This window comes from Angelakisella massiliensis (assembly GCF_900104675.1).
In the GTDB taxonomy this organism is placed as follows: Bacteria; Bacillota; Clostridia; order Oscillospirales; family Ruminococcaceae; genus Angelakisella; species Angelakisella massiliensis.
This window is the reverse complement of sequence record NZ_LT629945.1, coordinates 2,684,149-2,709,436: the sequence shown is the minus strand read 5'-3', so window position 1 is coordinate 2,709,436 and position 25,288 is coordinate 2,684,149. Positions and strand designations below refer to the sequence as shown.

Here is a 25,288-nt window from a genome sequence, read left to right as displayed (position 1 = left end):
TGGAGCAGCAATGCGTTTGAGAAAATAACAAAGGGCCGAAGGAATTTCCTTCGGCCCTTTTGTCATCCTTAGGACTGTGGAGTGGAGGCAGGCGCTTCCAAGATTGTTTTTTCGCCAGTGATCAGGTCTACATGATAGGTAGTCCAGGAGGGATTTTCCGGAAGAACCAGCGATTCATTTCCATCCCGCTTATAGATATTCGCTTCTTCGTTGATAGAAAGCATACCGGTGTCATAAACGACAACCGTTTCCCCGGAAGAAAATTCCATGGTATAGCGTTTTGCGCCGCCTGTGATGGGATCTTCATCTCCCGGCTCCTGTACGGAAACTTGGAACGCAAGCAGGCTTTCCATGGCCCGGACCCCATCCTCGCCGGTTAAAGTGACGCTCCGTTCCTCCTGGGCACTTAGTTCCTCATACTGGAAAGAGAGCAGTTCCTCCGGCTCCAGTGGCAATTTGTCCTTTAAAAAGAAGATTTCCGGCTGATCGGCTTCCGTATGTTGTTCCTCCTGGGAAGCAGGCTGGGACTGTTCCGATGATACAGTGGAAGAGGAGGACACCACACTTTGAGAAGTATCAGGCGTTTCAGATTGCTGGCAACCTGCTGCCAGCAGTATCAGCAGAACCATAAAAGTGAAACAAAACTTTTTCATGGGCATCCCTCCTGTACAGTCACTTTGATCGGCAATATGTTCACTTCAAAGTGTCGGAAAAAATATTCCAACCTTTGTTTTTATTATAACAACAGGGAGGAAAAAAGCAATGACTTCAAGGAGTCCTTTTGTCCCCTTTTTGTGGTCCATGGACTGTGGGATGAATGATTTTGCTGCCTTGGTGTCCAAATGATGTACAGACCATCTGTCAGGATGGAAGCAGATTGCCGGAAAACAGATGGGCAGAAGATAAACGATGATTTCTGCAGCAGTGAACTTGTGGTACAATGAAAAAAGGGGGAGATAGTTTGAAGCTGGAGAATGAATTATGTTCTGTAGAAATTTTGGTGGATTCAACATATGCTGTCCAATCTTCTGACAACAGGCACTATGATTTGGAATGGAATCCAAAGAATTACAGGCATAACGATCATTATAAGACATTGGCCATCCATATTGATTTATTCAGCCGTCAAATGGATATTGCCCTGGTGGGAGACTTCTGTTCTTATGACTCCCATTGTGCTGTTCTTGAGGGCAGAGTGCTGACTGTGATGCAGAACAATACCATATCCCAAATATGTGTTGACGATGGTGCATTGATGCTCCATAAAGAATTTGAATGTTTTGGATGCACCTTTGGACTGTACCGGGTAACAGACGGTTATATCATTTACGGTGAGATGGAAATCATCATGCTGGATTTGAACTTCCATAAGGTATGGGCATTTAGCGGCAGGGATATTTTTGTATCTCAAACAAGAGAAAATGCTTTTGTACTTGGTGAGCGCTCCATCAAGGTATATGATTGGGAGGATAATTTTTACGAAGTGGATTATGCAGGAAAGCTGATTCGGGAGCAGATGAAATCATCATGAGTGTGCCAAAAAACTTCGGCACGTTTCCGGAGATGTATGCTCTAAGTGACTTCTTAATCATGGTTTTTGTCATGGTTAGTGAAGCAGTCACTTAGAGCATTTTCATTTCAGGAGGTACAGCCATGAGGAACGAGAAAATCACCCCTCTGTACGAGCGTTTGAGCCGCGATGATGAGTTACAGGGCGAGAGCAACTCCATATCGAACCAGAAAAAGATGTTGGAGGACTTTGCCCGCCGGAATGGGCTGCCGAACCCCACCCACTTCACCGATGACGGCGTATCAGGAACCCGCTTTGACCGTCCCGGATTTCTGGCGATGATGGAGGAAGTCGAGGCCGGACGGGTGGAGGCCATTGTTATCAAAGACATGAGCCGCCTGGGGCGCGACTATCTGAAAGTCGGCCAGGTCATGGAGATTTTGCGGCAGCGGGGCGTCCGGCTGATCGCCATCAATGACGGTGTGGACAGTCTGAAAGGCGACGACGATTTTACCCCGTTCCGCAACATCATGAACGAATTTTACGCCCGCGACACCAGCCGGAAAATCCGCTCCGTGTTCAAGTCCAAGGGCATGAGCGGCAAGCACCTGACCGGCACTGTCATTTACGGCTACCTGTGGGACGAGAAGCGGGAACACTGGCTTGTTGACGAAGAAGCCGCCGAAGTGGTACGCCGCATCTTTTCCCTGACGATGGAGGGCTACGGCCCCTATCAAATCTCCAAGCTGCTGTCCGAGGCAAAGGTTGAAATCCCCGCTGTCCATCTGGCCCGCTTTCACGAGGGCGTAAACAGGTCAAAGCCGGTCAAAGACCCCTACGGCTGGGGATCGTCCACCATTGTGAACATCCTAAAAAAGCGGGAATACCTGGGCCATACTATCAATTTCAAGACCCGCAAGCACTTCAAGGACAAGAAAAGCCACTATGTTGACGAAAGCGAGTGGACGATTTTCGAGAATACCCATGAGGCCATCATCGACCAGGAAACCTTTGACAATGTGCAGCGCATCCGGGCGAATGTCCGGCGCTACCCGGACGGCTGGGGCGAGGCCCACCCTTTGACCGGCCTGATGTACTGCGCCGACTGCGGCGGCAAGATGTATGTCCATCGCGTCAATAACGGCAAGCGTGACCCACAGTTTACTTGCAGCCAGTACAGCAAGTACCCTATCGGCGCCCTTTGCCCCACACAGCACCGCATCCGGGCCGAGGCCGTCCTGACCCTGATAACCGATATGCTCCGGGCCATCGCGGAGTATTCCAAAAATGACCGGGCCGAGTTTATCCGCACCGTCCAGGAAACGCAGGCCGCCCAGCAAACCGCCGACATATCCAAAAAGCGGAAACGGCTGGCCGCCGCCCAAAAGCGGGCCGGGGAACTGGAAAAGCTGATTTGCAAAATCTATGAGGACAACGCCTTGGGTAAGCTGCCGGACGCCCGGTATGAGGCCCTGGACGCACAGTATGCCAAAGAGCAGGACGCTCTCCATGCGGAAATCACGGAACTGGAAAAGGCCGTTACCGGCTATGAGCAGAGCCGGAAATCTGCGGAGAAGTTTATTGCCCTGATTGATAAGTACGAGAACTTCGACACGCTGACAAACACCATGCTCAACGAGTTTGTAGAGAAAATCCTTGTCCATGAGCGCGCCCGGAAAGGCAGCCAGGATACCACGCAGGAGGTTGAAATCTACTTCAACTTTGTGGGCCGGTATATCCCGCCCGCCTTGCAGCCGGTTCCCCTGACCCCGGAGGAACAGGAAGAACTGCGGAAGAAGGAGGAACGCAAAGACAGGCTTCACCAGAACTACTTGCGCCGCAAGGCCAATGGCAAACAGAAGGAATGGGAAGAACGCTACAACGCCAAGCGCAGGGCCCAGGTGGAGGCAGCAAAGGCCGCGATCCGGGCCGAGGACATGGAAAAGGGCGTTTTTATCCCCGTCAGCCAGTTACCCAGGCAGGAGCCGCGCAAGGCCGCTTTACCGGCCAGCGCCGCAGTTTAACCGTCACAGTGCAAAGGAGGATGAACATGAGCAAATTGACTTACACCCGCTGCGGAGATTACTACATCCCCGACCTGAAACTTTCCGAGCAGCCGGAGACCCCCATTGGCAAGTATGGCCGTATGCGGCAACGCTACCTGAAGGAACACCGGCCCGGCCTTTACAGCAGCTTGATTTTGAGCGAAAAGCTGTACCCGCACCTGTTGGAGATTGACCGGGAGGCGCGTGAACGGATGGACGCCATGCTGCCCCGTATGATGGAAGCGGCGGGCGTCACCGAAGAACTGAAAGCCCGTGACTCCATGCGCTGGGTGGGGCTGATGAACACGCTGAAAGCACAGGCGGAGGAAGTTATATTATGTAAAGACACTGAAATTTTGGGCGTTCCATTTTCACTTGCGGCATCCATAGGCCGCTTTCCGCTCTTGTTTCTCCATAGACATTCCGGTATAATCTGTTTTTTTCGTCATAAAATGTGGGAGAGGAATACTCTCCCATGTTTTTGTTTGGGGAGAGGGAGGGAGGAGACACCTGTGGAGCGGACAAAACGGACCCAAAGCTTTCTGGAGGGAGCGCTGGTGCTGTCGGCGGCGACGGCGGTGGTCAAGGTGCTGGGAGCGCTGTTCAAAATTCCCCTGGTCAACCTGCTGGGCGGTGTGGGGATGGGCTGCTTTATGTCCGCCTATGATCTGTTTACCCCCGTCTACAGCCTTACAGTGACAGGGCTGAGTGTGGCGGTATCCCGAAGTGTTGCCCATGCCGCCGCCAGGGGCAGAATGGATCAGGCCAATCAGCTGCTTTTTTTGTCCAGAAGGATGTTTTTCCTTTTGGGTGCAGTGGGAGCAGGTGTCATGCTGGCACTGGCCCCGGCTTTTGTACAGGCGGTGCAGAATCCCGGGGCTCTTCCCGCTGTTTGGGCCATCATTCCGGCGATCCTGTTCAGCTGCTTTTCCGCCGCCTACCGGGGATACTACCAGGGGCTATCGGATATGGTACCAACTGCTTTGTCTCAGGTATGTGAGGCGGTAGTGCGTCTGACTGCGGGAATTCTTCTGGCCTGGGGAGCGGTTGCGCTGTTTTACCGACGGTATCATGCCGGTTTGATTGCGATGACAGAGGAAGAGGCAGCCCTGGCCGCCGCCAGAGCGGGTGCCGCCGGGGCTGTATTGGGGGTCACCCTCAGTACAGCGGCAGGCGCAGTATGTATTCTTCTGCTGCACCGCAAAAGAAAGGAAAAAGGAACAAAGCGGGGTGTCCTTCCCAAAGGGATGGGCAGAGCGCTGCTGTGGGCGGCAATTCCTATTTCCCTGAGCGCTTTGGTGCTGAACCTTTCGGTGGTTATCGATCTGGCAACGGTGATGAACTGTCTCAAAGCGGCGCTTCAGACAGGGGAGCTGTGGCCCCGTTATGTGGGGCGGGTGCCTCCGGAGGTGACGGCGGAGGTGCTGCCGGAGTATTTGTACGGATGTTATTCCGGCCTTGCCTGTTCCATTTTCAATCTGGTGCCTTCTTTGACAGCGGCTATGGGCGTCAGTGCCATTCCGGCAGTGACCAAAGCTGTCCGCCGGGGACGGGAAAGCCTGGAACAGACCATTTCAGCCATCCTGCGGCTGACCCTCCTGCTGGCCATGCCCGCGGGACTGGGGCTGTTCGCTTTGGCGGGCCCTGTTTTACAGTTCCTTTATCCCGCCAGAGGCCCTGAGGCGGCTATCATTGCGCCGGCGCTCCGGCTGTTGGGACCGGCGGCCATTTTGGCGGCTGCCGCCACACCGGTCAACAGTATCCTGCAGGCACTGGGACGGGAAAGGCTTCCTTTGTGCTTTTTACTGCTGGGGGCGGCAGTAAAGCTGGGGGCCAACTGCCTGCTGGTGTCCCGGCCTCAAATGAATATCCTGGGCGTTCCCTGGGGAACCTTACTATGCTACGGTTTGATCCTGTCCCTGGGGCTCATCAGCCTGCTGCGGTGTACCGGTATTCGTCTGAGGTGGGGACAGGTGATCCTCAAACCGTTTTTTTGCGCCATATGCAGCGCTGCCGCTGGATGGTCAGTGTATGGTCTTTTTCCCGCCATGGGAGCGCTTCGGTTGCCCGGAGCTATGGCGGGAGCGGCAGTAGTATATGGTATTTTGGTACTGCTCACCGGCGCATTGGAAAAAAGCGACCTGGAAATGCTTCCTTTTGGGGAAAAAATGCGAAAAACACTTGCAATGGAGCGCTATATCCGCTAAAATAGGTAAAGTAATTCGAGGCGGGGAAGATTGGCCGGTTGCCGTTGGAAGATGGTCACAGAAAGCTCTGTCCCGATTATTTTTCTGCCTGCCAAGAAATGGATGGAATAAGCATGAAAGTGGATTTCGAAATCAAAGACCGTTATACCATCGCCGATCTGCTGCGGATCATGGAACTGCTGCGCAGTGAGAACGGCTGCCCATGGGACAGGGAGCAGGATCACCGCTCCATCCGCAATAATTTTATTGAGGAAACCTATGAGGTAGTGGAGGCCATCGACACCGGCGACAAGACTCTGATGGAGGAAGAGCTGGGGGATGTACTGCTCCAGGTAGTTTTTCACGCTCAAATGGAGCGGGAACAGGGGAGCTTTGATTTCGATGATGTCTGTGACGGCATCTGCAAAAAGCTCATTCACCGTCATCCCCACATTTTTGGGGATGTGACGGCGGAGGACAGCGGCACCGTCCTGCGCAACTGGGACGCCATCAAGAAAGAAGAAAAAAGCCAGACCACCGCTGCCAGCACGCTGGAGGGGGTTTCCCGGGCACTGCCGGCACTGATGCGCAGCTGCAAGGTGCAAAAAAGAGCGGCCCGCACCGGCTTTGAGTATCCTGATGTCCGGGGAGCGCTGGAGGACCTGAAGAGCGAGATTGCTGAGCTGGAGCAGGCTATGGACGCCGCTGATGAAGAAAATATGATGGAGGAACTGGGCGATGTGCTGTTTTCCTCTGTCAACGTGGGCCGGATGCTGCATCTGGACCCGGAGGAAGCGCTGTATCGCTCCACTGACAAGTTTATCCGCCGTTTTACGGCAATGGAACAGCTGGCAACGGACAGCAACCTTCGTTTGGAGGCCTGTTCGATTGATAAGCTCAATGACATCTGGAAGGATGCCAAAAAGAAAGTATGATCAAAATTATGGAGGTACATCATGACAAAGGTTGAATTGGTTAGCGCAGTGGCGGAAAAGACCGGTCTGTCCAAGAAGGACAGCGAGAAGGCAGTTGCCGCTGTTTTTGGTTCCATCACCGAGGCTCTGCAGGCTGGCGACAAGTTTTCTCTGGTAGGCTTTGGCACCTTTGAGGTTAAGGAGCGCAAGGAGCGCAGCGGTATCAATCCCCGCACTCAGGAGCCCATTACCATCGCCGCGTCCAAGACCCCCGTTTTCAAGGCTGGTAAGGCTCTCAAGGATGCGATCAAATAAACAGCTGCTTACAGCTTTCAGGGAAACCGGTGCTTTTGCGCCGGTTTTTTTGACATTGTAGAAAAGAAGGGAGAATCCCATATGCGTTTGGATAAATTTCTCAAAGTTTCCCGCATCATCAAGCGCCGGACAGTAGCCAACGAGGCTTGCGATGCCCAGCGGGTACTGGTCAACGGCAAAGCCGCCCGGGCGTCCTATGAGGTCCGCTTGGGGGATATCATCGAGGTTCAGCTGGGCGCCCGTCCCCTGAAGGTACGGGTCCTGGCGCTCAATGAGGTGACCAACAAAGATAACGCCTCCTCCAACTATGAGGTGCTGGAGGAGCGGTAAGTTCTGTGTCCATCCTTTGCCGCATATCCTTTTGATAGAACCGAAGGGAGGGCGGCAGCTTGGAATATAATTTGGAAAGAATGAAACCCCATACCATTTCTGTGCAGGAGCGCAAACGGATGCAGATTACCGGCGTCACCGATGTGGAAAGCTTCGATGAACAGGCGGTACAGCTTTCCACGCCTTTGGGAGAACTGACCATTAAGGGGCTGGGGCTGCACATCGGCCGGATCGATGTGAATACCGGAGAGCTGGAGCTGGAGGGAGAGATCTGGGAACTGTCATACAGTGACAGCCAGCCCATGGGCGGGGGATTGTTCAGCCGCCTGTTCCGGTGATGGGCTTCACCCTGGCCCAGCAGACACAGCAGTTTTTGGGCGCGCTTGCCCTGGGAATCCTGTTGGGGATGGGATATGATCTGTTTCGGGTCAGCCGCCGGATGTTCCATCTTTCCGCCGCGGCCGTTTTTGGAGAGGACCTGTGCTTCTTTTTGCTGGCTGGTATCGTTCTTTTGGTCTATCTGACCGATCACTGTTATGGGGAAGTACGGGGATTTGTGGTGACTGGAGCGGCGCTGAGCTTTTTTCTTTATAATGTGACCATCAGTTCCTTTGTGGTCAAAGCCGCCTGCGGATTGGTATATGGTTTGATCAAGATCGTGATGTTTCTGCTCAGGCCGATTGTATGGTTGTCTGAATATGGGGAAAGATGCGTCGGAAAATTGAAAAAAATTCTTTTACAAGCCTTTGGAAGAGGAAAAAGCTTCTTGCAATTGCAAGCGGCAATGTTGTATAATAAAAAAGACCACAATATCAAAGGAAAGGCTGGGAAGCGCCATGGGTCAGAAAACCTATAAGTACAACCGGCTTTTGAAATTGGTAACGTTGGCGCTTCTGATTTCATTAGTGATTTATTGTGTCAAAACCCAGCATGACATTTCGACCATGCAGGGGAAGCTGGAAGCTGTGCAGCAGCAGGTGGAGCAGCAGCGTTTGGTCAATAAGGACCTGGAGCTGAGTTTGCGGCGGGATGATTCCTATATGGAGCGCTCCGCCAGAGAAAAGCTGGATTATGCTCATCCTGAGGAGCGCGTATACGTGGACACCTCGGGAGCAAAATAAGTCAAAAAAAGAGAGGAATTTTTCAGGGTATGGAGCTTGCGGTAGGTAGTATTGTAGAGGGCAAAGTCGCAAAAATCACCAATTATGGAGCGTTTGTGGACTTTGAAGGCGGCGGCACAGGGATGATACATATCTCTGAAGTGGCCAACACCTATGTCAAAGACATCAACGACCATCTGAAGGTGGGTGAGACGGTCAAGGTCAAGGTCATCGGCATCAACGAGCAGAACAAAGTCAGTCTCTCCATCAAGGCGACACTGGACAAACCGGCTCCGGCCCCTCGTTTTCAGGGTGGACGCCAGGGCGGCGGTCAGGGAGGACGTCCCTTTACCCCTCCCCGTTCCTATGGCAGAAGTTCCGCTCCGGCCAGCACTGGGGACAGCTTTGAGGACATGATGAATCGCTTCAAACGTACCAGCGATGACAAGATGTCCGACCTCAGACGGATCGACAATCGCAGAAGCGGCAACAGCCGTCGCGGACATTCCAAGTAAAAAACCTTCAATCCATCAGCGGGACCGGGAGCGCGGATGATCGCCGCCTTCCAGTCCCGCTTTTTTCAGTACAGCAGAAAAGGAGAAAACTATGGTCATAAAAAACGTGAGGATCATCACCTGCCAGGACAGCCAAGTGGTGGAACAGGGGTATGTGGAAGTAAAAGAGGGGAAGATTACCGCTGTAGGCCAGGGTGAGTATACCGGCAATGATCCGGAGGTGCTGGACGGACAGGGAGGATTCTTGACCCCCGGCTTTATCGACGCTCATTGCCACCTGGGTATGTGGGAGGAAGGGTTGGCTTTTGAGGGGGATGACGGCAACGAGGAAACCGATCCCTGCACCCCTCAGTTGCGTTCCCTGGACGCCATCAATCCCCGGGACCGGGCCTTTGGCGAGGCGCTTTCCTATGGCATCACCACCGTGGTCACAGGCCCCGGCAGCGCCAACCCCATTGCCGGGCAGATCTGCGCCATGAAAACCTGGGGCAATGTCATTGACGATATGGTGGTGCGTTTTCCCTGCGCCATGAAATTTGCTTTGGGGGAGAATCCTAAAAACACCTACAGTGACAAATCCCAGCAGCCGGTGACCAGGATGGCCATTGCTTCCATCATCCGGGAGCAGCTGTACAAGGCCCGCCGCTACCAGCAGGATCTGGAGCGCTCTCAGGAGGATGAGGACACCGATCCGCCGGACTACGATATCAAGTGCGAGGCGCTGCTGCCGGTGCTGCGGCGGCAGATCAAGGCCCATGTCCATGCGCACCGGGCGGACGATATCTGCACCGCTCTGCGTCTTTTCCGGGAATTTGACCTGGACGGCGTCATTATCCATGGCACTGAGGGTTATCTGGTGGCGGACGCCATCCGCAAAGCGGGGGTGCCGGTAGTTTGCGGCCCCATTATCACCACCAGGGGCAAGCCGGAGCTGGCCAATGCCTGCCGGGAGAACCCCATGCTGCTGATGGAAGCTGGAGTGCCTGTTTCCATCAACACTGACGCCAATGAGCTGCCCATTGATATGCTGCTGACATCGGCTGCTATTGCGGCAGGAGCGGGCAGCCGGCCGCTGCTGTGGGAAAAGGCCCTGGAGATGGTCACCATCCGCTCCGCTGAGGCGGCGGGAATCAGTGATCGCGTGGGAAGCATCGCCCCAGGCAAGGACGCCGACCTGTGTTTGTTCCGCCAGCCTCCTGTAGGTCTGTTGGTACGGCCGGAATGGGTAATGATTGATGGAAAATTTACACATCAGTCATCAAATCCATTGTAATATCTAATAAATAATGCTATAATCTAATCAGGAATTTGGGAAATAAGCATAACCCGTCCCTTTTCCTGTACCCTTGACAAATTGAAAAGCAAGGAGAGATCACAATGAAGATCACGTACATCGGAAAAAAGACTGTCGTAAAAGATCAGTTCAAGGAGTACGCGGAAAAAAGACTGCGTAAGCTGGAGAAATTCTTTGACGATGACCCCAACGTGACCGTCGTTGTTTCCAATAACAACGAGGAGGAAACGGTGGAGGTCACCATCAAGTCCCACGGGATGTTCTTCCGCGCGGAGAAAACCAGTGATGATCGTCAGGTTTCCATGGACCTTGTGGTCGATATCCTTACCAATCAGATTGTCCGCAACAAGAACCGTCTGGAGAAGAAGATGAAGGCCAAAGGTCTGCCTGCTTTTCTGGAGGAACTGGAGCCCCTGGCCCCTGCGGATGGGGAGCCGGATGTATTGGTAAAGACCAAGAAGTTCCAGGTTGCGGTCATGGATGTGGAGGAAGCCATTCTCCAGATGAATATGCTGGATCATGAGTTCTTCATGTTCCGCAACGGTGATACCGGGGAGATCAATGTGGTTTATCGCCGCAAAGACGGCAACTATGGTTTGCTGGAGCCCATCGCCGACTGATGGACAATCCCGGCCTATGGCGGCCGGCAAAAAATGAGAAGAACGGAGGCAGCAAGCTCTGCTTGCTGCCTCCGCTTTGTGGAAAGGGAATCAGAGGATGAAATTAAAACTAAGCTGCCCCTGTAATTTTGGCCTGGAAAGCGTCCTGGCCGGGGAGACCCGCCGTATGGGAGCGGAAGATGTGACCGTTTTTGACGGGCGGGTGGAATTTACCGGAGACTGGGAGATGGCAGCCCGGGCAAATTTGTGGCTGCGCACCGCTGAACGGGTGCAGATTCTGCTGGGAAGCTTTCGGGCAGTCACTTTTACTCAGCTGTTTGACCAGGTGGAGCGGCTGCCGCTGGAAGAGTTTATCGGCAAAAAGGACGCATTTCCTGTCAAGGGCTGGTCCCTCAATTCTCAGCTGCACAGCGTACCCGATTGCCAATCCATTATCAAAAAAGCTGCGGTCAAGCGTCTGTCCCGTGTGTATGGGGTCAACTGGTTCGAAGAGACCGGCCCGGTCCATCAGCTCCAGTTTTCCATCCTCAAGGATCAGGTAACGGTGCTGCTGGATCTGTCGGGAGCCGGACTGCACAAGCGGGGCTACCGCCGTATTTCCAATCTGGCTCCCATCAAGGAAACGCTGGCCGCCGGGATTCTGGATCTGGCCCGGATCTATCCGGATACCCGGCTGTATGACCCCTTCTGCGGTTCCGGAACCATCCTGATTGAGGGAGCTTATAAAGCTCGGAATATTGCCCCGGGGCTGTATCGCCGTTTTGCCGCGGAAAAGTGGGAGTGTATCCCTGCTCAGGTGTGGAGGAGTGAGCGGGAGCGTGCCATGAGCATGGTGCGCAAGGATGTCACCTTCCGGGGCTTTGGCAGCGACATTTCCCCCGATGCTGTCGCGCTGACGATGGACAACGCCAAAAAAGCAGGCGTCAGCAGACTGATTGAAACAAAAGTAGCTGATGCCCGGGGCTTTTGTCCCCCTGGGGAAAAATCAATTGTTGTGTGCAATCCTCCCTATGGTGAACGGATGCTGACCCAGGAGGAGACGGAAGCATTGGTGCGGGATCTGGGCCGTGCCTTCCGCCCCAGCGAAACCACAGGTTATTTTATCATCAGCGGTCTGGAGAATTTTGAAAGCTGCTTTGGCCGCCCTGCCGATAAGCGGCGCAAGCTGTATAACGGTATGGTCAAGTGCCAGCTGTATATGTATTTTCCTCAGAAATAAAGTCAGCCCCCGGGTCCAAGATCCGGGGGCTTGAGCATACCGAAGAGGTTCGGCACACTTCCAGGGGGACCCAGTCCCCCTGGATACGCCGCCTGGTTCCTGACGAAACCAGCGGCGATACCCCCGGTTTCGCGCCCCAATGGGCGCGGGTCGTGGTATAAAAATCAGGCACATGTCCTGATTTTTATGATTTGGGATAGATTTTTTGGGGGGAACAGGAAAAAGATCAAAGCACCGGGCGGGAAAAAGACAGGGACTGTATGAGCACTAGCCCATACAGTCCCTGTTTTATCGTTTGTCCAGTTACAAAAGGACTTTTGGAGTGGAGACGGCTTTCCGGCAAGACTGATACTCGGTTCTTTCTGTCCGGAAGGCAGGACAGAAAAAGCAGGAGGTATGTGTGGTCCCCAAAAATCCTTTTGCTTTTTGTTTATTGTGGATATAGTTACTCAAAATACCGGAACCCGTCCCACAGACACTTCTCTGCCAAAAGAGTGCCTAAGGCTTCCAGCCCCTCCTGGTCCTCTTCGCTGAACCGGTTGGGAATGGGACTGTCCAGGTCCAGCACGCCCAACACCTGTCCCTGGCGCACAAGAGGAACCACCAGTTCGGAGCGGGAGGCGCTGTCGCAGGCGATATGTCCGGGAAAAAGGTGAACATCAGCCACCCTTTGGGTCTGTTTTTCTCTGGCTGCGGCGCCGCAAACTCCCCGATCCAGAGGAATATGAATGCAGGCGGGTTTGCCCTGGAAGGGGCCCAGCACCAGCTGCCCTTGGGCCATGAGATAGAAGCCGCTCCAGTTCAGCTGAGGCAGAGCAGCCATCACCAAAGCCGAGGCATTGCAGAGGGCGGGAAGAACGTGAGGCTCCTCCTCCAACAGCCCTTCCATTTGGGCCAGCAGCAGGCGATAGACTTCTTTTTGATTGGACGCGGCGGAAAAATCAGACGGAATCAATGAAACACAGCTCCTTACAAATGGAATCGATGAATGGCCCTCTTAAAGAAAAGGGAGGCCATGGTGAGATGTTTCTTATCATAGCATGGTCCTTCTCCGGACGCAACCGGCGGAAATGGGACAGGGGCTTTTGCGGCAGGGCTTTTTATGCTATAATGCAAAGCATCAACAGGCAAAAAAGGAGAACAGAACGTGCGTTTAAGAAGAAAACCCTGGGCCCGCCCCGAGCTGGCGGCCTGTGATTTTTATGTGGATGATCCTACTCAGCTTCGGAACCGGTGGCAGGAGGAGTTCGCCAATGACCATCCTTTGGTGCTGGAGCTGGGTTGCGGCAAGGGGGGCTTTCTGGCGGTTCAGGCGGCAGCCCATCCGGAACTTAATTTTATCGGGGTAGATCTGAAAAGCGAAGTGCTGGTGCTTGCCAAGCGGAAAGCGGAGGAGATGCTGCAGCCCCTGGGCCGTACACCCGGGGAAAATCTGCGGCTTATGTCCCAGGATATTGAGCGGCTGGGAATGATATTGGGAGAAAAAGACCGGATCAGCCGGATCTATATCAATTTCTGCAATCCCTGGCCCAAGCCCCGCCATGCCAAGCATCGGCTGACCCATACCCGGCAGCTGCTGCTGTACCGTCAGTTTTTGAAACCGGAAGGACAGCTGTGGTTCAAAACAGATGATGATCCCTTGTTTGAGGATACCCTTCTCTATCTGGAGGAAGCTGGATGGCAGGTGCAGTATCTCACCCGGGATCTCCTTGGCTCCGGTTTTGAGGAAAACGTACCCACCGAACATGAGGAGATGTTTTCCGCTCAGGGTATTCCCATCAAATTTCTCATTGCAGTCCAGCGCACAGAGGCGGGCGACGGGGCAGTGATGAAAGATGCCCCCACAGAGGGCGCAGATATGGATTGACTTTGATCTTTGCTGATATTATGGCTCCATGAAAAGTGGAACACAAAACAAGGTATCCTGTCTGCTCCAAAACAGGTAGTGTTCCACACAACTCCTTTTTCTGTGAAAAGGGAGACGCCGTTCAGTTTGAGCAAGGATTGTCATTGCCGTAGCCCTCAAGGGGTTGATTGCGCCGCAAATGCCAAGATCGGCACCAAGAGCAATGATCAAAATCCGAAGAACTGTAACGCGTTGTTGAAAAATTCCATAGATTGTCCTTCTTTAATTTGAAAAATTTTGCCACAACACTCGTTTTTATGTGCACCTTAAAACGAGAAGTGGACAGGAAGATAGCCAGACAGCTGCAAAACAGTCGCCTGGCTATGTAATGGCAATGATACTGGAGAAACAATTCTGCAAAAAATAGAAAACAGCCATTGCGGGATTAAGTCCTGCTACGGCTGTTCTGTATAGATCATATAATAATTTTTGTGACTTCATTCTTTTACATCGCATTCAAACAAGAACATTTCACACTGATCGTCAACAGCTCTTTCTTTTTCAAACGAGGAATAGGTTTTTAGGGTTGTAAATCCAATTTCTTTCAAGTAGTGTTCCATCTCGCCAAATTTGTATAGATGGGTTTGAAAGTCCATCAACTCACTCTGTAACAGCTTTGTCCCATTGTACAACTCATAGATTGCCGGAGAAAACTGCGTCTGGGTTTCCTCATCGTAGTAATTCTTGCTTCTTAGCAGCAGGTCAAATCCCTGTTCTGTTTTTACAGAAACGGCAGTTTTGTAATCGCTGTCGTTCTCACATCTGTCGGCAACGGTATCAACAGCAAACACAAACTTACCTGCAGGAACCAGCATTTTCTTTAGTTTCGCCAGAATCTTCTTGCATAGGGCAATATCAGTAAACAGCGATACGGAACCAGAGGAGATAAAAATATAGTCATATTTCTCACTGGATGAATATTCTAAAATATCTGCTTGCACAATTTTTGCATTGGGAGCCTTTTGCTTTAGCTTTTCCAGCATTTCACCAGATAAATCTATCCCACAAATATCAAAACCACATTCCATAAATGGAACAAGGAAACGCCCGCTGCCACATAAAGGCTCTAAAATTTTCTTTCCTTTTTCTGCATAAGAAAGATAGAAGTCCAACTCATCCTGTGATGCTTTTTCGTGTAATATTTCATACATTTCGGTACATAAACTACCATAATAATTTTTTGTGCTTTTCATCATACATCACCTGTTCCCTTTGCTTTTATTGGCACATAAATGGACATGACAGCATTTTCTGACGCATGACAGCGTTCATCATATAACTCAAACACATATTTTGTTTCATCAATATTATAGGAACATTGAGCAAACCATTCTGTAAAGATATATCGCCATGTTTCTTTAACTGAAATGGCTAAAGGGTCTTTGTCATACATTGTGGCGGTATCCAAATTATTTACGGGTGGAGTTGTAAAAACGGCGTATGTAGCAGCAGGGATTTCTGCAACTAACATATCAGAAGTTACTTTATCAAAATTTTCAACCATGACACCAAATAAATAAACTCCTTTTTCGCTGTTTTGATATGGAAGACATACTCCTATTTCGCCATGTTGGGGTGGTTGTAATTGTTCATATAATCTGTTTTCAAGATTAGCTCCCTGATAAGAGTCCCAATATGCTGAAACATCTTGAATATTCTGTTCTGCAATGTTGGTGTAAATCCCATATCCCGCCATTTTAAAAGACTTTTTTTGAATAATTTCGGGTGGCGATAATACTCCACCTATATTTTTGATAAATGTACGATCTGTATGATTCATTCTAACAATATACGAAGTAGGCGTATAACCAAATTCTTTGCGGAATGATTTTGTAAAACCGCTGGCAGTTTCAAAACCATACTGTAAAGCCACATCAATAATTTTTTTATTGCCTTCAAGTTCACTTCTTGCAATAGATAAACGATATTTTCTTATATACTCCATTACTGTAAGATTTGTTATTAAGGAAAAAATCCTACAAAAATGAAAAACAGAATAGCCAACATAATTTGCTATGTTTTGTGCCGTTAAATCTTCATTTATATGCTCTTTAATGTAGAGTATACTATCATCTATTATTTGCTCATATTTCACTTCATGCGCTCCTCTCTCAAAGCTATTATAAATTCATTTTTTTCTTTTGCTGTTCCTAATTTGCGAACTTGATCCTGTTGATTATAAAAATTGTAACAGATAATCATGATCTTTTCTATTGAGCTCTCCATTTTACGAAATAGTGTAGGGGACTGTCATTCAAATTTTTGTGTGTTACTTTACCGCACATGAGTATTCCTTCAAGGTTTGCAGCAAGAGCCGCCAGGGCTGTTTCAGCCAAAGAAAAGCCGCTGTCACTTTTGCTTTTCTTGTGCTATAATAAGGACGGTTCCCTGGGCAAAAGAAAGCCTGACGGGAAAAAGGAGGTATTCCAAAATGGCAAAAAGAGTATTTTTGATTGTTCTGGACAGTGTGGGAATCGGTGAAATGCCGGATTCCGCTGAATATGGGGACGAGGGCAGCAACACCCTGGCTGCCTGCTATCGTTCCGGCCAGCTCTCTGTTCCCAGGATGGAGACTATGGGCCTTTTCAATATCCAGGGTGTAGGCTGCGGCCAGCCCACAGCTCATCCTACAGCGGCTTTTGGACGGCTGGCGGAAGCCTCCAAAGGCAAGGACACCACCATCGGGCATTGGGAGATCGCGGGCATTATTTCGCCCAGACCGCTGCCCACCTATCCTGAGGGATTCCCCCAGGAGATTCTGGATCAGCTTTCCGCCCGAACCGGGAGAGGGATTCTGTGCAACAAGCCTTATTCCGGCACCGAGGTTCTGAAGGACTATGGTCCCGAGCATATGCGCACGGGGGATCTCATTGTTTACACCTCCGCTGACAGCGTGATGCAGATTGCCGCCCATGAGGAGGTCATCCCTGTGGAAGAGCTGTACCGCATCTGCGGCATTGCCCGGGAAATCATGCAGGGGGAGCATGGTGTGGGCCGGATCATTGCCCGTCCCTTTGTGGGGGAGGCGGGGGCATTCACCCGTACCGCCAACCGGCATGATTTTTCCCTTACGCCCCCCGGTACCACCATGCTGGATCTGATTTCCGCTGCCGGTCTGGCTTCCATTGGCGTGGGCAAAATCTACGACATTTTTGCCGGCAAGGGTATCACTGAATTTGTCCGCACCAAATCCAACCGGGATGGAATGGAGCGGACCATTGAATACGTCGACAAGGATTTTGAGGGTCTTTGCTTTGTTAACCTGGTGGACTTTGACATGGTCTATGGTCACCGGAACAATGTTCCCGGTTACACCGCAGCCCTCAATGAGTTTGATGGTCAGCTGGGAGACCTTCTGGAGCATCTCCGGGAGGAGGACCTGCTGCTGATTACAGCGGACCATGGTTGTGATCCTTCCACCCCCAGCACCGATCATTCCAGGGAGCATACCCCGGTGCTGCTGTATGGCAAAAATATCCGGGAAGGTGTGGATTTGAAGACCCGTACTGGTTTCTGCGATATTGCCGCCACGGTGCTGGAGTATCTTGGCCTGCCTGTGGAGGTGGAGGGCAAGAGCTTCCTGTCCCAGGTCATCAAATAAAGAAGGAAGAATACGGCGCGGTGGAATCGTTTCGCCGCGCCGTATTGTGTCTGCGGAAGGGATATTTTCTGCAAATGGGATTTTCCCAGGGGTTTGAGAAACCAGGAAATCCCATTTGGGATGCTGGGAGGAGGAAAGCAGTGACGGTATTATTGGCCGGAGGCAGCAGCAGCGGCAAAAGCATGGCTGCCCAGAGAATGGCGGTTTTCCTCCGAAAAGGGGAGGGACGGCTGTTTTATGCCGCCACCATGATCCCGGGAGATGAGGAGGATCACCAGCGGATCAGACGGCACCTGGAAGCCCGTGAGGGCTGGGGATTTCATACACTGGAAACCCCCTTTGCCCTGACGCCCCCGCCTGATGGTTTTGGTCCTCAGGATGTGGTGCTGCTGGACAGTGTGACACTGCTGTTGTGCAATCATCTTTATGACGGCGGTGGCTGGGAAGAACAGCGTCTTGCGGACCATCTGTTTGAGCGGGAAAAGGGTCTGGGGGGACTGGTGCTGGTATCGGATGACACCTTTTCCGACGCGCTGCGGTATCCCGATTCTGTGGAGCAGTATCGGCGGCGGCTGGGGAAGCTTCACCAGCTGCTGGCGGAGAAAGCCCAGTTGGTGGTCCGGTTCCGGGCAGGACTGCCGGAGGTATACAAGGGACGCTGGCCCTTATGAAGGAGGAGAAAAGGTATGAAAAGTTCCAGAAAGAAGAGACGGGCCATGCTGCTGGCCATCTCCATGTTTTCCATCATACCGGTGCGCTCCCAGTGGGAGGAATCCTCTGCCCGTCTGGTTCCCCGGTTCTTTCCCTTGGTGGGCTTGCTGCTGGGCGTGCTGTGGTGGGGTGTGGCAGAGCTGCTTCGCCTGGTTCCGCCCCCTCCGGCTTTGGCGGCGGTGCTGCTGCTGGCAGTACCGGTGATTTTCACAGGCATGATCCATCTGGACGGCTTCCTGGACTGCTGTGACGCCGTTTTTTCCCATCGGGATCAGGAAGGGATGCGCCGCATCCTCAAGGACCCCGCCTGTGGTCCTTTTGCGGTGGTTTCTGCCTGTATGCTGTTTCTGTTGCTGTGGACCAGTTTCTATGAGCTGTGGCAGGGGCTGGGGATTCCCTGGGCGGTATGGGTATTGGAGCCGGTGGCAGCCAGAGCGCTTACCGCCTGGGCGCTGCAAACCATCCGTCCTATCAGTGAGACCGGCTTTGCCGCCGCTTTCCATACCGGCAGGCAGCTGGACCAGCTGATGGCGCTGACGGTGTTCCTGCTTACGGGAGTATTGCTGTCGGCGCTGGTGGGGACCTCAGGAGCAGGGGCGTTTGTTTGCGCCTCCGCGGCTTTTTTGCTGGGGCTGTGGCTGTGCCGCAAGCTGTTGGGAGGCATCAGCGGCGATGTGTGCGGATTTTGCCTGACCCTGTTTGACGCCGGATTTTTTGTAGTGTACAGCTGGCTGTGGCAGTGAAAGAAGGGAGAAATCGGCTATGATCCTCTATTTGGGTGGGGCATATCAGGGTAAAAGCCGGACGGCGGCTCTGGCCCATCATTTGACTTCCCGGGACTTTTACCGATGCCGCAGGGAGGAACAGCCTTTTGTTCCGGCGCAGCGGTGTATCTGCGGTCTTCATCTGTGGGCCTTGGGCGCCGCAGAGCGGAAGGAAGATTTTGTGGAGCTTCTTTCTCCCTTGCTGCCTGAGCTGAGAGATAAAATTCTTTTGTGTGACGATATTACCGGGGGTATCGTGCCGGTGGACCCGGTGGAGCGTCGGTGGCGGGAGGAGCTGGGCAAGGCTCTCCAGCGGCTGGCGACGGAAAGCGACGAAGTTTGGCAGGTATTTGCCGGGCTGCCCATGAAGCTGAAATAAGGAGGACGCTGGTATGAGGATGGAAAAAAGACGGGATCTCAATCTCATTCATCTCCCTGAGGGGACACTGGTGGTCTCCTGTGACAGCTGCGGTGGTATCGGGGAGAAGTCTGGCGACGCCTTTGCGTGCGGCAGCTATTATGTGGGCCGTTTTACCGCCCGGGTGGGGTTGCTGGAGGTAATGGCCATTGGGGCCTCTCCTGTGGTCATCGGCAACGGAGTGGCCTGTGAGATGGAGCCCACAGGACGGGAAATTATTCGGGGGATACAGGCGGAGCTGAAAGCGGCGGAGCTGCCGGATACACTTCTTACCGGTTCCACCGAGGAAAACTTCCCCACAGTGATGACAGCGGTGGGGATGACGGTGGTAGGTTTCGCTTCCCGGCTGCGGATGGACCCGGGAGAAGCGGGGGATCTGCTTCTTTGCTTCGGCCGCCCGAAAGTGGGGGCGGAAGTGGGGCTGGAAGGGGACCCGGAGCTTTTTTCCTACCAGCAGCTGAAATGGCTGCTGGCCCAGCCTCAGGTGCGGGAAATTTCCCCCTGCGGTTCCAAGGGTATCGCCTGGGAGGGGCGCTGTCTGGCACAGCTGAGGGGACGGGACTTTCAGCCTGTTTCTGATTGCTGTTTGGATCTGGAGCGTTCAGCAGGTCCCGCCACTTGTGCTGTGGCCCTTGTTTCCAGGAAGGCAGGGGAGGAGTTGGCGGCGGCGGGAAAAGGTGTGATCATCGGCGAAATGAGATGAAAGGGTCTTTTCCCCAGGCTTTTGAAAGAATGAAAGGCCGCTTCAAGCTGGAAAAGATGAACATTTCATGAAAGATAACGCTGATTCCCCGGGAAACGCTTGTGTTCAGCGCCGGAAGATATTATAATAATTTTTAATTGTTTGAAACCGTATTTTTGGGGTGCTATGTTCTCCGGCAGTATGGTCCTTGGACATTTGCCGGGGACGGCCCCCTTTTCTCTGTATTGCAGGTAAAGGCGGGGACGGTCCCGCAAGAAAGGAATGGAATCACGGCTTATGGGAAAGATGGAAAAAGTGTTTCGTGAATGGATTTTGCCTTTTGGCATTGAAATTCTGGTGGTGCTGCTGCTGATCAAGTTTGTCTGTTTCTTTGTCATTGTTCCCACCGGGTCCATGATTCCTACCATTGACGAACACAGCTTTTTGTTTGCCCTGCGGGTGCGGAATCCGGAAAAGCAGCTGGAGCGGGGAGACATTGTGGTTTTTGAATCTGATGAGCTGGGCAAAACCCTGGTCAAGCGGCTGATCGGAATGCCGGGAGACCATGTGGTTATTGATGATACCGGAGCGCTGACCATCAATGACGAGCCATACCCGGAGCCCTATGTAAAATTCATTTCCCGCCAGTCAGGGGAATTTCAGGTGCCTGAGGGGTGCTATCTCTTCTTTGGAGACAACCGCAGCGGCTCTATGGATGCCCGCAGTTGGGAGCAGCCTTATATCTCCGGGGACAAAATCACCGGTAAAGCGATTTTCACCCTTTGGCCTTTTGAGAATTTCGGCGTGCTGAAGTGACCCGCCCCAGACAAAAGGCAGCGCAGAAGGAGTGTTATTGTTGGGTAATACCGCCGTTTATACCCTCATTTTGATTTTTACCACGATCTTTGCAAAAGTCCTGGGCTTTGCCCGGGAGCTGTCCCTTGCCTATGTGTTTGGGGCCTCGGCCGTCAGTGACGCTTATATTGTGGCCTTCTCCATCCCCACCATCATCTTTTCAGGCATCGGTACTGCCATTCTCACCAGCTATATTCCCATTTATACCAATCTGCAGAACAACCGTCCCAAGGAGCTGCGCAAATTCAGCGACAGTGTCATGACCATGATCTTTCTGGTATCGGTGGCCGTGCTGGCGGTTTTTCTGATTTTTGACCGGCAGATCGTCCGGCTTTTCGCTGTAGGCTTTACCGGCAGCACCATGGACCTGGCAGTGGAGCTTTCCGGGCTGATGATGATCTCCATCCTTTTTATCGGCGTCTACTATATTCTTCAGGGCTATCTCCAGATCCACGGCAGCTTTTTTGCTGTGGGTATGGTGAGCGTGCCGCTGAATATTGCTGTTATTCTCTCCATCTGTCTTTCCAATGAGGAGCATTACCGGTGGTTGGGCTGGGGAGTGGTGATCGGTTATGGCGCAGCGTTTGTGATGCTGCTGATCGCCGCCAAAAGAAAAGGGTTCCGCTTCCGCCCCTGCTTTGATTTCGGTGACAAAAATATCCGCCATCTGCTGGTGGTGGTTTTCCCTATCTTCTTGGGTAAAGCCATCACCCAGCTCAATACCATGGTGGACCGGACCATCGCTTCGGTGCTGCCGGAGGGAAGTGTTTCCGCCCTCAGCTATGCCAACCGGATCACCGGATTTGTGACGGCAGTTTTTGTGGTGTCGGTGGCTACGGCTATTTTCCCCCAGCTTTCCCGCTTCAGCGCAACCAACAACATCCGCAAGATGAAACGTTCTTTCGCCACCAGCGCGGGGCTGATGTCCCTCATTGTGCTGCCCATTTCAGCGGGAGCCATGGTCTTTTCCCGGGAGATCGTCGCCCTGTTGTTCCTGCGGGGCGCTTTTACAGAGCAGGATGTGGAGGCGACAGCACAGGTGCTGTTTTTCTATTCCCTGGGGCTTTTGGCCTTCAGCATCAAGGATGTGATGCTCAATGTTTTTTACGCGCTTCAGGATACCAAAACTCCCACGGTCAACTCGGTGCTGGCGCTGGTGATCAATACTGTACTCAATATACTTCTTCTCAAACCGCTGGGTGTTAAAGGCCTGGCGCTGGCCACGACCCTCTCCGGCACCATCACGCTGCTGCTGCTGGCCTGGAGCCTGCGGCGGAAGATCGGCAGGCTGGGGCTTCGGCGGCTGATCATCAGCCTGGTGAAAATGACTGTGGCTACAGTGCTGATGGCGGCGGCGGTACGTCCGGTTTATGATCTTCTTTTCGGCGCGACGGAGTCGCTGCTCCTGTCCTTCTGTGTGGCGGTGGCGGCAGGCGGGCTGATTTATGTGGCTGCCAATATTCTGCTGCGCACCCAGGAAATGGGTGTGGTGATCGTAACGGTGGGAGAAAGGGCTTTGGCTCTGGTTCACAGGAAAGACGCATGATAAAAATCGCCTCCGCTCCCGTTTTGGGGGACGAAGGCGATTTTGTTCCAAAAAGATATTTACCGGATCAATACCCGAACTCCTGAGGCAGCAGAAACACTTTGATCCGTCCGGGGATCCGCTGGAAGCTGTGGATGACAGTGGTGCAGCAGATATGTCCCGGGGCCTTGCAATCGATGCAGTGGCCGGTCTGATGACATCCGTTCTGGATTCCCAGACGCAGACAGTTGGCGGGAGCAGCGATGGTCCGTACCCGCTGGCGGGCAGCCTCCAGGTCCGGTACGATCTTGTTGGCGCCGGCGATGATGACCACATGTTCAGGACCGAAGGTGAGGGCTGCCACCCGGTTGGCGTTGCCGTCCACATTGTACAGTTCGCCGTTAAGGGTGATGGCGTTGGAGCTGGAGAAATACCAGTCAGCGGAGAAGGCTTTGCGGAAAACATCGATGGGCTCTCCGTTTTCATCGGTGCGGCCCCGGTAATAGAAATCATACTCACCACTGGCCAGCAGATCGTTGACTCCAGTCTCCTTGAGGGTCATGGAGCCGCCGGAGCAGATGATCGCTTTGGGCGGCAGCAGCTGACGCAGTTTTTCCAGCAGCTCTTGGGGGCCGGAGAGGATCTCCGCGTCCATACGATTAGCCCGCAGGGCTTTGGCTGCGGTCTCCAGACGCTTTTGGATAATAGCTTGTGCGAACTGATCCATGAAGCAACACTCCTTTTTGTTTGGATGGATGGGTTCAGCCTCATATGCAGGCGTTTATCCTTCCATTACCGGGGTGGAAATAAAATGATGTGTTTGCTGATTTTTTTGCTCCGCCCCAATTGTTCCCATTTATTATAGCATAAATGGATTGCTTTGGTACACCAGGATGGGGACACATTGTTTTTCTGAAGATGTAAGATTGATGATGATAAGGGAAAAACAGTGGGAGAGAAAGATCTTCTTTTATGATGCTGAGTAAAAAAACAGGGAGGACTGATGGGATGACTTTTGCCTCGGTTTCCAAAGCTTTTGAGCTGTGGGGCGCTCCCGCTGTATTTATTTTGGTTTTTCTGGAGTATCTGGGGATTCCCGGTTATCCCGGAGGACTGATTTTGCCTGCCATTGGTATTTTGGGGCGGATGGAGCTGATTGGCCCCTTCAAGGGATTTTTGCTGGCATGGTTTCTTCCGGTCTGGCCATGGCGCTGATGTATTGGGTGGGACGCAAATCAGGGGACTGGGTCCGGCGGCGTTTTGGACAAAAGAAGCGCTTTATGGAGCTGTATGATCGTTTGGCCGGTCTCAATGACCGTTATGGTGTCCGGGGACAGGTGCTCATTCGGATGATGCCGGTCATCCGCACTTTCAGCAGTGTGGTCAGCGGGATGCTGGGAGCGGATTTCTGGCCTTATTGGATCTATTCCATGGTGGGCAACTGCATTTACAGCGGTGTGGTCATCGCTCTGGGCTATTATGTGACCAATCTTTTTCTTTGATAACAGGAGGGAACAGGGATGTCGAAACGGGTTTTGGTTGGAATGAGCGGCGGCGTGGACAGCGCCGCAACGGCGTATCTGCTGCATCAGCAGGGCTATGAAGTGGCCGGGGCCACCTTTGTTCTGTGGTCCGGGGAGGAAACGGAAGAGTCCAAATGCTGTTCAGTGGACGATGTGGAGGATGCCCGGTATGTCTGTTCCCAGTTGGGCGTCCCCCATTATGTGTTCAATTACAAGGACCTGTTTCGACGGACGGTGGTGGAGCCTTTCGTGGAGGGATACCGACAGGGGCGCACCCCCAACCCTTGTATCCTTTGCAACCGGCATATCAAGTTTGACGCGTTCAGCCGCCGTGCCAGGGAGCTGGGTTTTGATTATATCGCCACCGGGCATTATGCCAGAGTGACCAGGGACCCGGAAAGCGGGCGCTATCAGCTGCGCCGGGCCCTGTATCCGGAGAAAGACCAGAGTTATGTGCTGTATCATCTGACTCAGGAGCAGCTGAGTATGTTCCTGCTGCCGCTGGGGGACTATTCCAAGGAGGAAGTGCGTCAGATTGCCCGGGACAGCGGTTTGGTAGTGGCCAAAAAGCCTGACAGCCAGGACATCTGCTTTGTGCCGGATGGGGACCATGCCGCCTTCATCGGTCGTTACACTGGGGAGGCGCCGAAGCAGGGTTATTTTGTGGACCAGCAAGGGACCCGTCTGGGCCCGCACAAGGGAATTGCCCGCTACACGGTGGGCCAGCGGAAGGGGCTGGGAATTTCCCTGGGCAAGACCATGTATGTCAGCCGCATTTCCTCGGCAGACCAGACGGTTACGCTGGTAGAGGACGAAAGCCTGCTGTTTCGGGACAGCCTTCGGGCAGAGGATGTCAGCTATCTTTCCATCCCGCCGCTGACCGCTCCCAGAGGGGCGGAAATCCGCATCCGTTACAGCCAGGGGACGGCGAAGGGAGAAATCATTCCTCAGGAGGATGGCAGTGTTCTGGTACAGTTTGAGCGGCCACAGCGGGCACCGACACCAGGACAGGCCGTGGTTTTTTATGATGGGGACCTGGTGCTGGGCGGGGGAACCATCAGCGGGGATTGAGAAAGAAAGGGGAATGTTTCAGCCCATGTCCGCAAATTGATGGGGAATAACATACTTCTGCTTATAAGGGCATAGCACATAAAAAAGCGTTCCAGCCTTCCCGCATATAGGGAGCGATGGAACGCTTTTTACTATTGAGGCGGCTGCAAGGGAAATAGCATTATAGATGCAAAAGAAAAAAGCG

The 25,288-nt window shown here is 52.8% G+C and carries 29 protein-coding genes and 1 pseudogene; 25 read left to right on the top strand and 5 right to left on the bottom strand.

Annotated elements, in window-relative coordinates; translation table 11 throughout:
* Window positions 1-68: 68 nt before the first annotated feature.
* Window positions 69-653, bottom strand: a complete 585-nt coding sequence (locus BQ5383_RS18310; protein ID WP_071434460.1) for a hypothetical protein — start codon at window positions 651-653, stop codon at window positions 69-71.
* Between the two features lie 308 nt (window positions 654-961).
* On the opposite strand from BQ5383_RS18310, the gene BQ5383_RS18305 reads away from it, so the two are divergent.
* The 14 genes and pseudogenes from BQ5383_RS18305 to BQ5383_RS18245 all read left to right on the top strand — a co-directional run bounded on the left by BQ5383_RS18305 (window position 962) and on the right by BQ5383_RS18245 (window position 12,048).
* Window positions 962-1,531 carry a hypothetical protein gene (locus BQ5383_RS18305; protein ID WP_071434458.1) on the top strand — a complete coding sequence of 190 codons (570 nt, stop codon included), beginning with the start codon at window positions 962-964 and terminating at the stop codon, window positions 1,529-1,531.
* A gap of 122 nt (window positions 1,532-1,653) precedes the next feature.
* Entirely contained in the window at window positions 1,654-3,534 is a 1,881-nt protein-coding gene (locus BQ5383_RS18300; RefSeq protein WP_071434456.1) for a recombinase family protein, read from the top strand.
* A 26-nt stretch (window positions 3,535-3,560) separates the two neighbouring features.
* Window positions 3,561-3,899 (top strand): annotated as a pseudogene (locus tag BQ5383_RS21710) (TnpV protein); the annotation flags it as partial.
* Window positions 3,900-4,007: 108 nt separating this feature from the next.
* A complete protein-coding gene (locus BQ5383_RS18295) occupies window positions 4,008-5,762 on the top strand; it encodes a putative polysaccharide biosynthesis protein (protein ID WP_235822045.1) in 1,755 nt (584 codons plus the stop codon).
* A 113-nt stretch (window positions 5,763-5,875) separates the two neighbouring features.
* Window positions 5,876-6,676 (top strand): nucleoside triphosphate pyrophosphohydrolase, encoded by an 801-nt coding sequence (mazG, locus tag BQ5383_RS18290; RefSeq protein ID WP_207646823.1) that lies wholly within the window; start codon window positions 5,876-5,878, stop codon window positions 6,674-6,676.
* A 21-nt stretch (window positions 6,677-6,697) separates the two neighbouring features.
* On the top strand, window positions 6,698-6,970 hold the full coding sequence (locus BQ5383_RS18285; RefSeq protein ID WP_071434452.1) for an HU family DNA-binding protein: 273 nt from the start codon (window positions 6,698-6,700) through the stop codon (window positions 6,968-6,970).
* A gap of 81 nt (window positions 6,971-7,051) precedes the next feature.
* Complete coding sequence (locus BQ5383_RS18280; protein ID WP_071434450.1) at window positions 7,052-7,300, top strand: RNA-binding S4 domain-containing protein; 249 nt, start codon at window positions 7,052-7,054, stop codon at window positions 7,298-7,300.
* Window positions 7,301-7,359: 59 nt separating this feature from the next.
* Complete coding sequence (gene yabP, locus BQ5383_RS18275) at window positions 7,360-7,638, top strand: sporulation protein YabP (protein WP_235822014.1); 279 nt, start codon at window positions 7,360-7,362, stop codon at window positions 7,636-7,638.
* Entirely contained in the window at window positions 7,638-8,156 is a 519-nt protein-coding gene (gene yabQ, locus BQ5383_RS18270; RefSeq protein ID WP_071434448.1) for a spore cortex biosynthesis protein YabQ, read from the top strand. The genes yabP and yabQ overlap by 1 nt, the downstream gene beginning before the upstream one ends.
* A complete protein-coding gene (locus tag BQ5383_RS18265) occupies window positions 8,137-8,421 on the top strand; it encodes a septum formation initiator family protein (RefSeq protein ID WP_071434446.1) in 285 nt (94 codons plus the stop codon). Before yabQ ends, BQ5383_RS18265 begins: the two co-directional genes overlap by 20 nt.
* 29 nt (window positions 8,422-8,450) lie before the next feature.
* Window positions 8,451-8,915 carry a S1 RNA-binding domain-containing protein gene (locus tag BQ5383_RS18260; protein ID WP_071434444.1) on the top strand — a complete coding sequence of 155 codons (465 nt, stop codon included), beginning with the start codon at window positions 8,451-8,453 and terminating at the stop codon, window positions 8,913-8,915.
* Between the two features lie 91 nt (window positions 8,916-9,006).
* A complete protein-coding gene (locus tag BQ5383_RS18255) occupies window positions 9,007-10,188 on the top strand; it encodes an amidohydrolase (RefSeq protein WP_071434442.1) in 1,182 nt (393 codons plus the stop codon).
* Between the two features lie 104 nt (window positions 10,189-10,292).
* The gene (gene hpf / locus BQ5383_RS18250) at window positions 10,293-10,829 is read left to right on the top strand and encodes a ribosome hibernation-promoting factor, HPF/YfiA family (RefSeq protein WP_071434440.1); all 537 of its coding nucleotides are present in this window, start codon (window positions 10,293-10,295) and stop codon (window positions 10,827-10,829) included.
* Window positions 10,830-10,926: 97 nt separating this feature from the next.
* Window positions 10,927-12,048, top strand: a complete 1,122-nt coding sequence (locus BQ5383_RS18245; protein WP_071434438.1) for a THUMP domain-containing class I SAM-dependent RNA methyltransferase — start codon at window positions 10,927-10,929, stop codon at window positions 12,046-12,048.
* 445 nt (window positions 12,049-12,493) lie between these two features.
* Here the strand turns inward: BQ5383_RS18245 and BQ5383_RS18240 are convergent, their stop codons facing one another.
* Window positions 12,494-13,003, bottom strand: a complete 510-nt coding sequence (locus BQ5383_RS18240; RefSeq protein ID WP_338061427.1) for a GAF domain-containing protein — start codon at window positions 13,001-13,003, stop codon at window positions 12,494-12,496.
* 192 nt (window positions 13,004-13,195) lie between these two features.
* Here BQ5383_RS18240 and trmB point away from each other — a divergent pair, with 192 nt between their 5' ends.
* Window positions 13,196-13,915: a tRNA (guanosine(46)-N7)-methyltransferase TrmB gene (gene trmB / locus BQ5383_RS18235; protein ID WP_071434436.1), complete on the top strand. Its 720-nt coding sequence runs from the start codon at window positions 13,196-13,198 to the stop codon at window positions 13,913-13,915.
* Between the two features lie 476 nt (window positions 13,916-14,391).
* Here the strand turns inward: trmB and BQ5383_RS18230 are convergent, their stop codons facing one another.
* Window positions 14,392-15,150: a class I SAM-dependent methyltransferase gene (locus BQ5383_RS18230; protein ID WP_071434434.1), complete on the bottom strand. Its 759-nt coding sequence runs from the start codon at window positions 15,148-15,150 to the stop codon at window positions 14,392-14,394.
* Window positions 15,147-16,049: an AraC family transcriptional regulator gene (locus tag BQ5383_RS18225; RefSeq protein WP_071434432.1), complete on the bottom strand. Its 903-nt coding sequence runs from the start codon at window positions 16,047-16,049 to the stop codon at window positions 15,147-15,149. Before BQ5383_RS18225 ends, BQ5383_RS18230 begins: the two co-directional genes overlap by 4 nt.
* 336 nt (window positions 16,050-16,385) lie before the next feature.
* Between BQ5383_RS18225 and BQ5383_RS18220 the strand changes: the two genes are divergently transcribed.
* The 7 genes from BQ5383_RS18220 (at window position 16,386) to murJ (ending at window position 22,531) form a co-directional block, all read left to right on the top strand.
* Window positions 16,386-17,555, top strand: coding sequence for a phosphopentomutase (locus BQ5383_RS18220; protein WP_071434430.1), 1,170 nt, complete (start codon window positions 16,386-16,388; stop codon window positions 17,553-17,555).
* Window positions 17,556-17,695: 140 nt separating this feature from the next.
* On the top strand, window positions 17,696-18,226 hold the full coding sequence (locus BQ5383_RS18215; RefSeq protein ID WP_071434429.1) for a bifunctional adenosylcobinamide kinase/adenosylcobinamide-phosphate guanylyltransferase: 531 nt from the start codon (window positions 17,696-17,698) through the stop codon (window positions 18,224-18,226).
* A 15-nt stretch (window positions 18,227-18,241) separates the two neighbouring features.
* On the top strand, window positions 18,242-19,009 hold the full coding sequence (locus BQ5383_RS18210) for an adenosylcobinamide-GDP ribazoletransferase (protein ID WP_071434427.1): 768 nt from the start codon (window positions 18,242-18,244) through the stop codon (window positions 19,007-19,009).
* Window positions 19,010-19,028: 19 nt separating this feature from the next.
* On the top strand, window positions 19,029-19,409 hold the full coding sequence (locus tag BQ5383_RS18205; RefSeq protein ID WP_071434425.1) for a bifunctional adenosylcobinamide kinase/adenosylcobinamide-phosphate guanylyltransferase: 381 nt from the start codon (window positions 19,029-19,031) through the stop codon (window positions 19,407-19,409).
* 13 nt (window positions 19,410-19,422) lie between these two features.
* Entirely contained in the window at window positions 19,423-20,151 is a 729-nt protein-coding gene (locus BQ5383_RS18200) for a hypothetical protein (RefSeq protein WP_071434423.1), read from the top strand.
* A 276-nt stretch (window positions 20,152-20,427) separates the two neighbouring features.
* Complete coding sequence (gene lepB / locus BQ5383_RS18195; RefSeq protein WP_083390059.1) at window positions 20,428-20,946, top strand: signal peptidase I; 519 nt, start codon at window positions 20,428-20,430, stop codon at window positions 20,944-20,946.
* 40 nt (window positions 20,947-20,986) lie between these two features.
* On the top strand, window positions 20,987-22,531 hold the full coding sequence (gene murJ, locus BQ5383_RS18190) for a murein biosynthesis integral membrane protein MurJ (RefSeq protein WP_071434419.1): 1,545 nt from the start codon (window positions 20,987-20,989) through the stop codon (window positions 22,529-22,531).
* 67 nt (window positions 22,532-22,598) lie between these two features.
* Here the strand turns inward: murJ and BQ5383_RS18185 are convergent, their stop codons facing one another.
* Window positions 22,599-23,237, bottom strand: a complete 639-nt coding sequence (locus BQ5383_RS18185) for a lactate utilization protein (RefSeq protein WP_071434417.1) — start codon at window positions 23,235-23,237, stop codon at window positions 22,599-22,601.
* A 281-nt stretch (window positions 23,238-23,518) separates the two neighbouring features.
* Between BQ5383_RS18185 and BQ5383_RS18180 the strand changes: the two genes are divergently transcribed.
* From BQ5383_RS18180 to mnmA, 3 genes are read left to right on the top strand one after another with little or no spacing between them, the layout of a single operon-like run.
* Window positions 23,519-23,725 carry a hypothetical protein gene (locus BQ5383_RS18180; RefSeq protein ID WP_071434416.1) on the top strand — a complete coding sequence of 69 codons (207 nt, stop codon included), beginning with the start codon at window positions 23,519-23,521 and terminating at the stop codon, window positions 23,723-23,725.
* The gene (locus BQ5383_RS18175) at window positions 23,695-24,012 is read left to right on the top strand and encodes a DedA family protein (protein ID WP_071434415.1); all 318 of its coding nucleotides are present in this window, start codon (window positions 23,695-23,697) and stop codon (window positions 24,010-24,012) included. Before BQ5383_RS18180 ends, BQ5383_RS18175 begins: the two co-directional genes overlap by 31 nt.
* 18 nt (window positions 24,013-24,030) lie before the next feature.
* Complete coding sequence (gene mnmA / locus BQ5383_RS18170; RefSeq protein ID WP_071434414.1) at window positions 24,031-25,104, top strand: tRNA 2-thiouridine(34) synthase MnmA; 1,074 nt, start codon at window positions 24,031-24,033, stop codon at window positions 25,102-25,104.
* Window positions 25,105-25,288 lie beyond the last annotated feature (184 nt).

Bases quoted from the DNA above. Each gene is read 5' to 3' on its own strand.
- BQ5383_RS18300 (WP_071434456.1), top strand. From the start codon at position 1,654: ATGAGGAACGAGAAAATCACCCCTCTGTACGAGCGTTTGAGCCGCGAT.
- lepB (WP_083390059.1), top strand. From the start codon at position 20,428: ATGGGAAAGATGGAAAAAGTGTTTCGTGAATGGATTTTGCCTTTTGGC.
- BQ5383_RS18310 (WP_071434460.1), bottom strand. From the start codon at position 653: ATGAAAAAGTTTTGTTTCACTTTTATGGTTCTGCTGATACTGCTGGCA.
- BQ5383_RS18265 (WP_071434446.1), top strand. From the start codon at position 8,137: ATGGGTCAGAAAACCTATAAGTACAACCGGCTTTTGAAATTGGTAACG.
- yabQ (WP_071434448.1), top strand. From the start codon at position 7,638: ATGGGCTTCACCCTGGCCCAGCAGACACAGCAGTTTTTGGGCGCGCTT.
- BQ5383_RS18200 (WP_071434423.1), top strand. From the start codon at position 19,423: ATGAGGATGGAAAAAAGACGGGATCTCAATCTCATTCATCTCCCTGAG.
- BQ5383_RS18205 (WP_071434425.1), top strand. From the start codon at position 19,029: ATGATCCTCTATTTGGGTGGGGCATATCAGGGTAAAAGCCGGACGGCG.
- BQ5383_RS18220 (WP_071434430.1), top strand. From the start codon at position 16,386: ATGGCAAAAAGAGTATTTTTGATTGTTCTGGACAGTGTGGGAATCGGT.
- BQ5383_RS18230 (WP_071434434.1), bottom strand. From the start codon at position 15,150: ATGATGAAAAGCACAAAAAATTATTATGGTAGTTTATGTACCGAAATG.
- mnmA (WP_071434414.1), top strand. From the start codon at position 24,031: ATGTCGAAACGGGTTTTGGTTGGAATGAGCGGCGGCGTGGACAGCGCC.
- BQ5383_RS18260 (WP_071434444.1), top strand. From the start codon at position 8,451: ATGGAGCTTGCGGTAGGTAGTATTGTAGAGGGCAAAGTCGCAAAAATC.
- BQ5383_RS18285 (WP_071434452.1), top strand. From the start codon at position 6,698: ATGACAAAGGTTGAATTGGTTAGCGCAGTGGCGGAAAAGACCGGTCTG.
- BQ5383_RS18245 (WP_071434438.1), top strand. From the start codon at position 10,927: ATGAAATTAAAACTAAGCTGCCCCTGTAATTTTGGCCTGGAAAGCGTC.
- hpf (WP_071434440.1), top strand. From the start codon at position 10,293: ATGAAGATCACGTACATCGGAAAAAAGACTGTCGTAAAAGATCAGTTC.
- BQ5383_RS18175 (WP_071434415.1), top strand. From the start codon at position 23,695: ATGGTTTCTTCCGGTCTGGCCATGGCGCTGATGTATTGGGTGGGACGC.
- BQ5383_RS18280 (WP_071434450.1), top strand. From the start codon at position 7,052: ATGCGTTTGGATAAATTTCTCAAAGTTTCCCGCATCATCAAGCGCCGG.
- BQ5383_RS18180 (WP_071434416.1), top strand. From the start codon at position 23,519: ATGACTTTTGCCTCGGTTTCCAAAGCTTTTGAGCTGTGGGGCGCTCCC.
- BQ5383_RS18255 (WP_071434442.1), top strand. From the start codon at position 9,007: ATGGTCATAAAAAACGTGAGGATCATCACCTGCCAGGACAGCCAAGTG.
- mazG (WP_207646823.1), top strand. From the start codon at position 5,876: ATGAAAGTGGATTTCGAAATCAAAGACCGTTATACCATCGCCGATCTG.
- BQ5383_RS18210 (WP_071434427.1), top strand. From the start codon at position 18,242: ATGAAAAGTTCCAGAAAGAAGAGACGGGCCATGCTGCTGGCCATCTCC.
- BQ5383_RS18185 (WP_071434417.1), bottom strand. From the start codon at position 23,237: ATGGATCAGTTCGCACAAGCTATTATCCAAAAGCGTCTGGAGACCGCA.
- BQ5383_RS18295 (WP_235822045.1), top strand. From the start codon at position 4,008: ATGTGGGAGAGGAATACTCTCCCATGTTTTTGTTTGGGGAGAGGGAGG.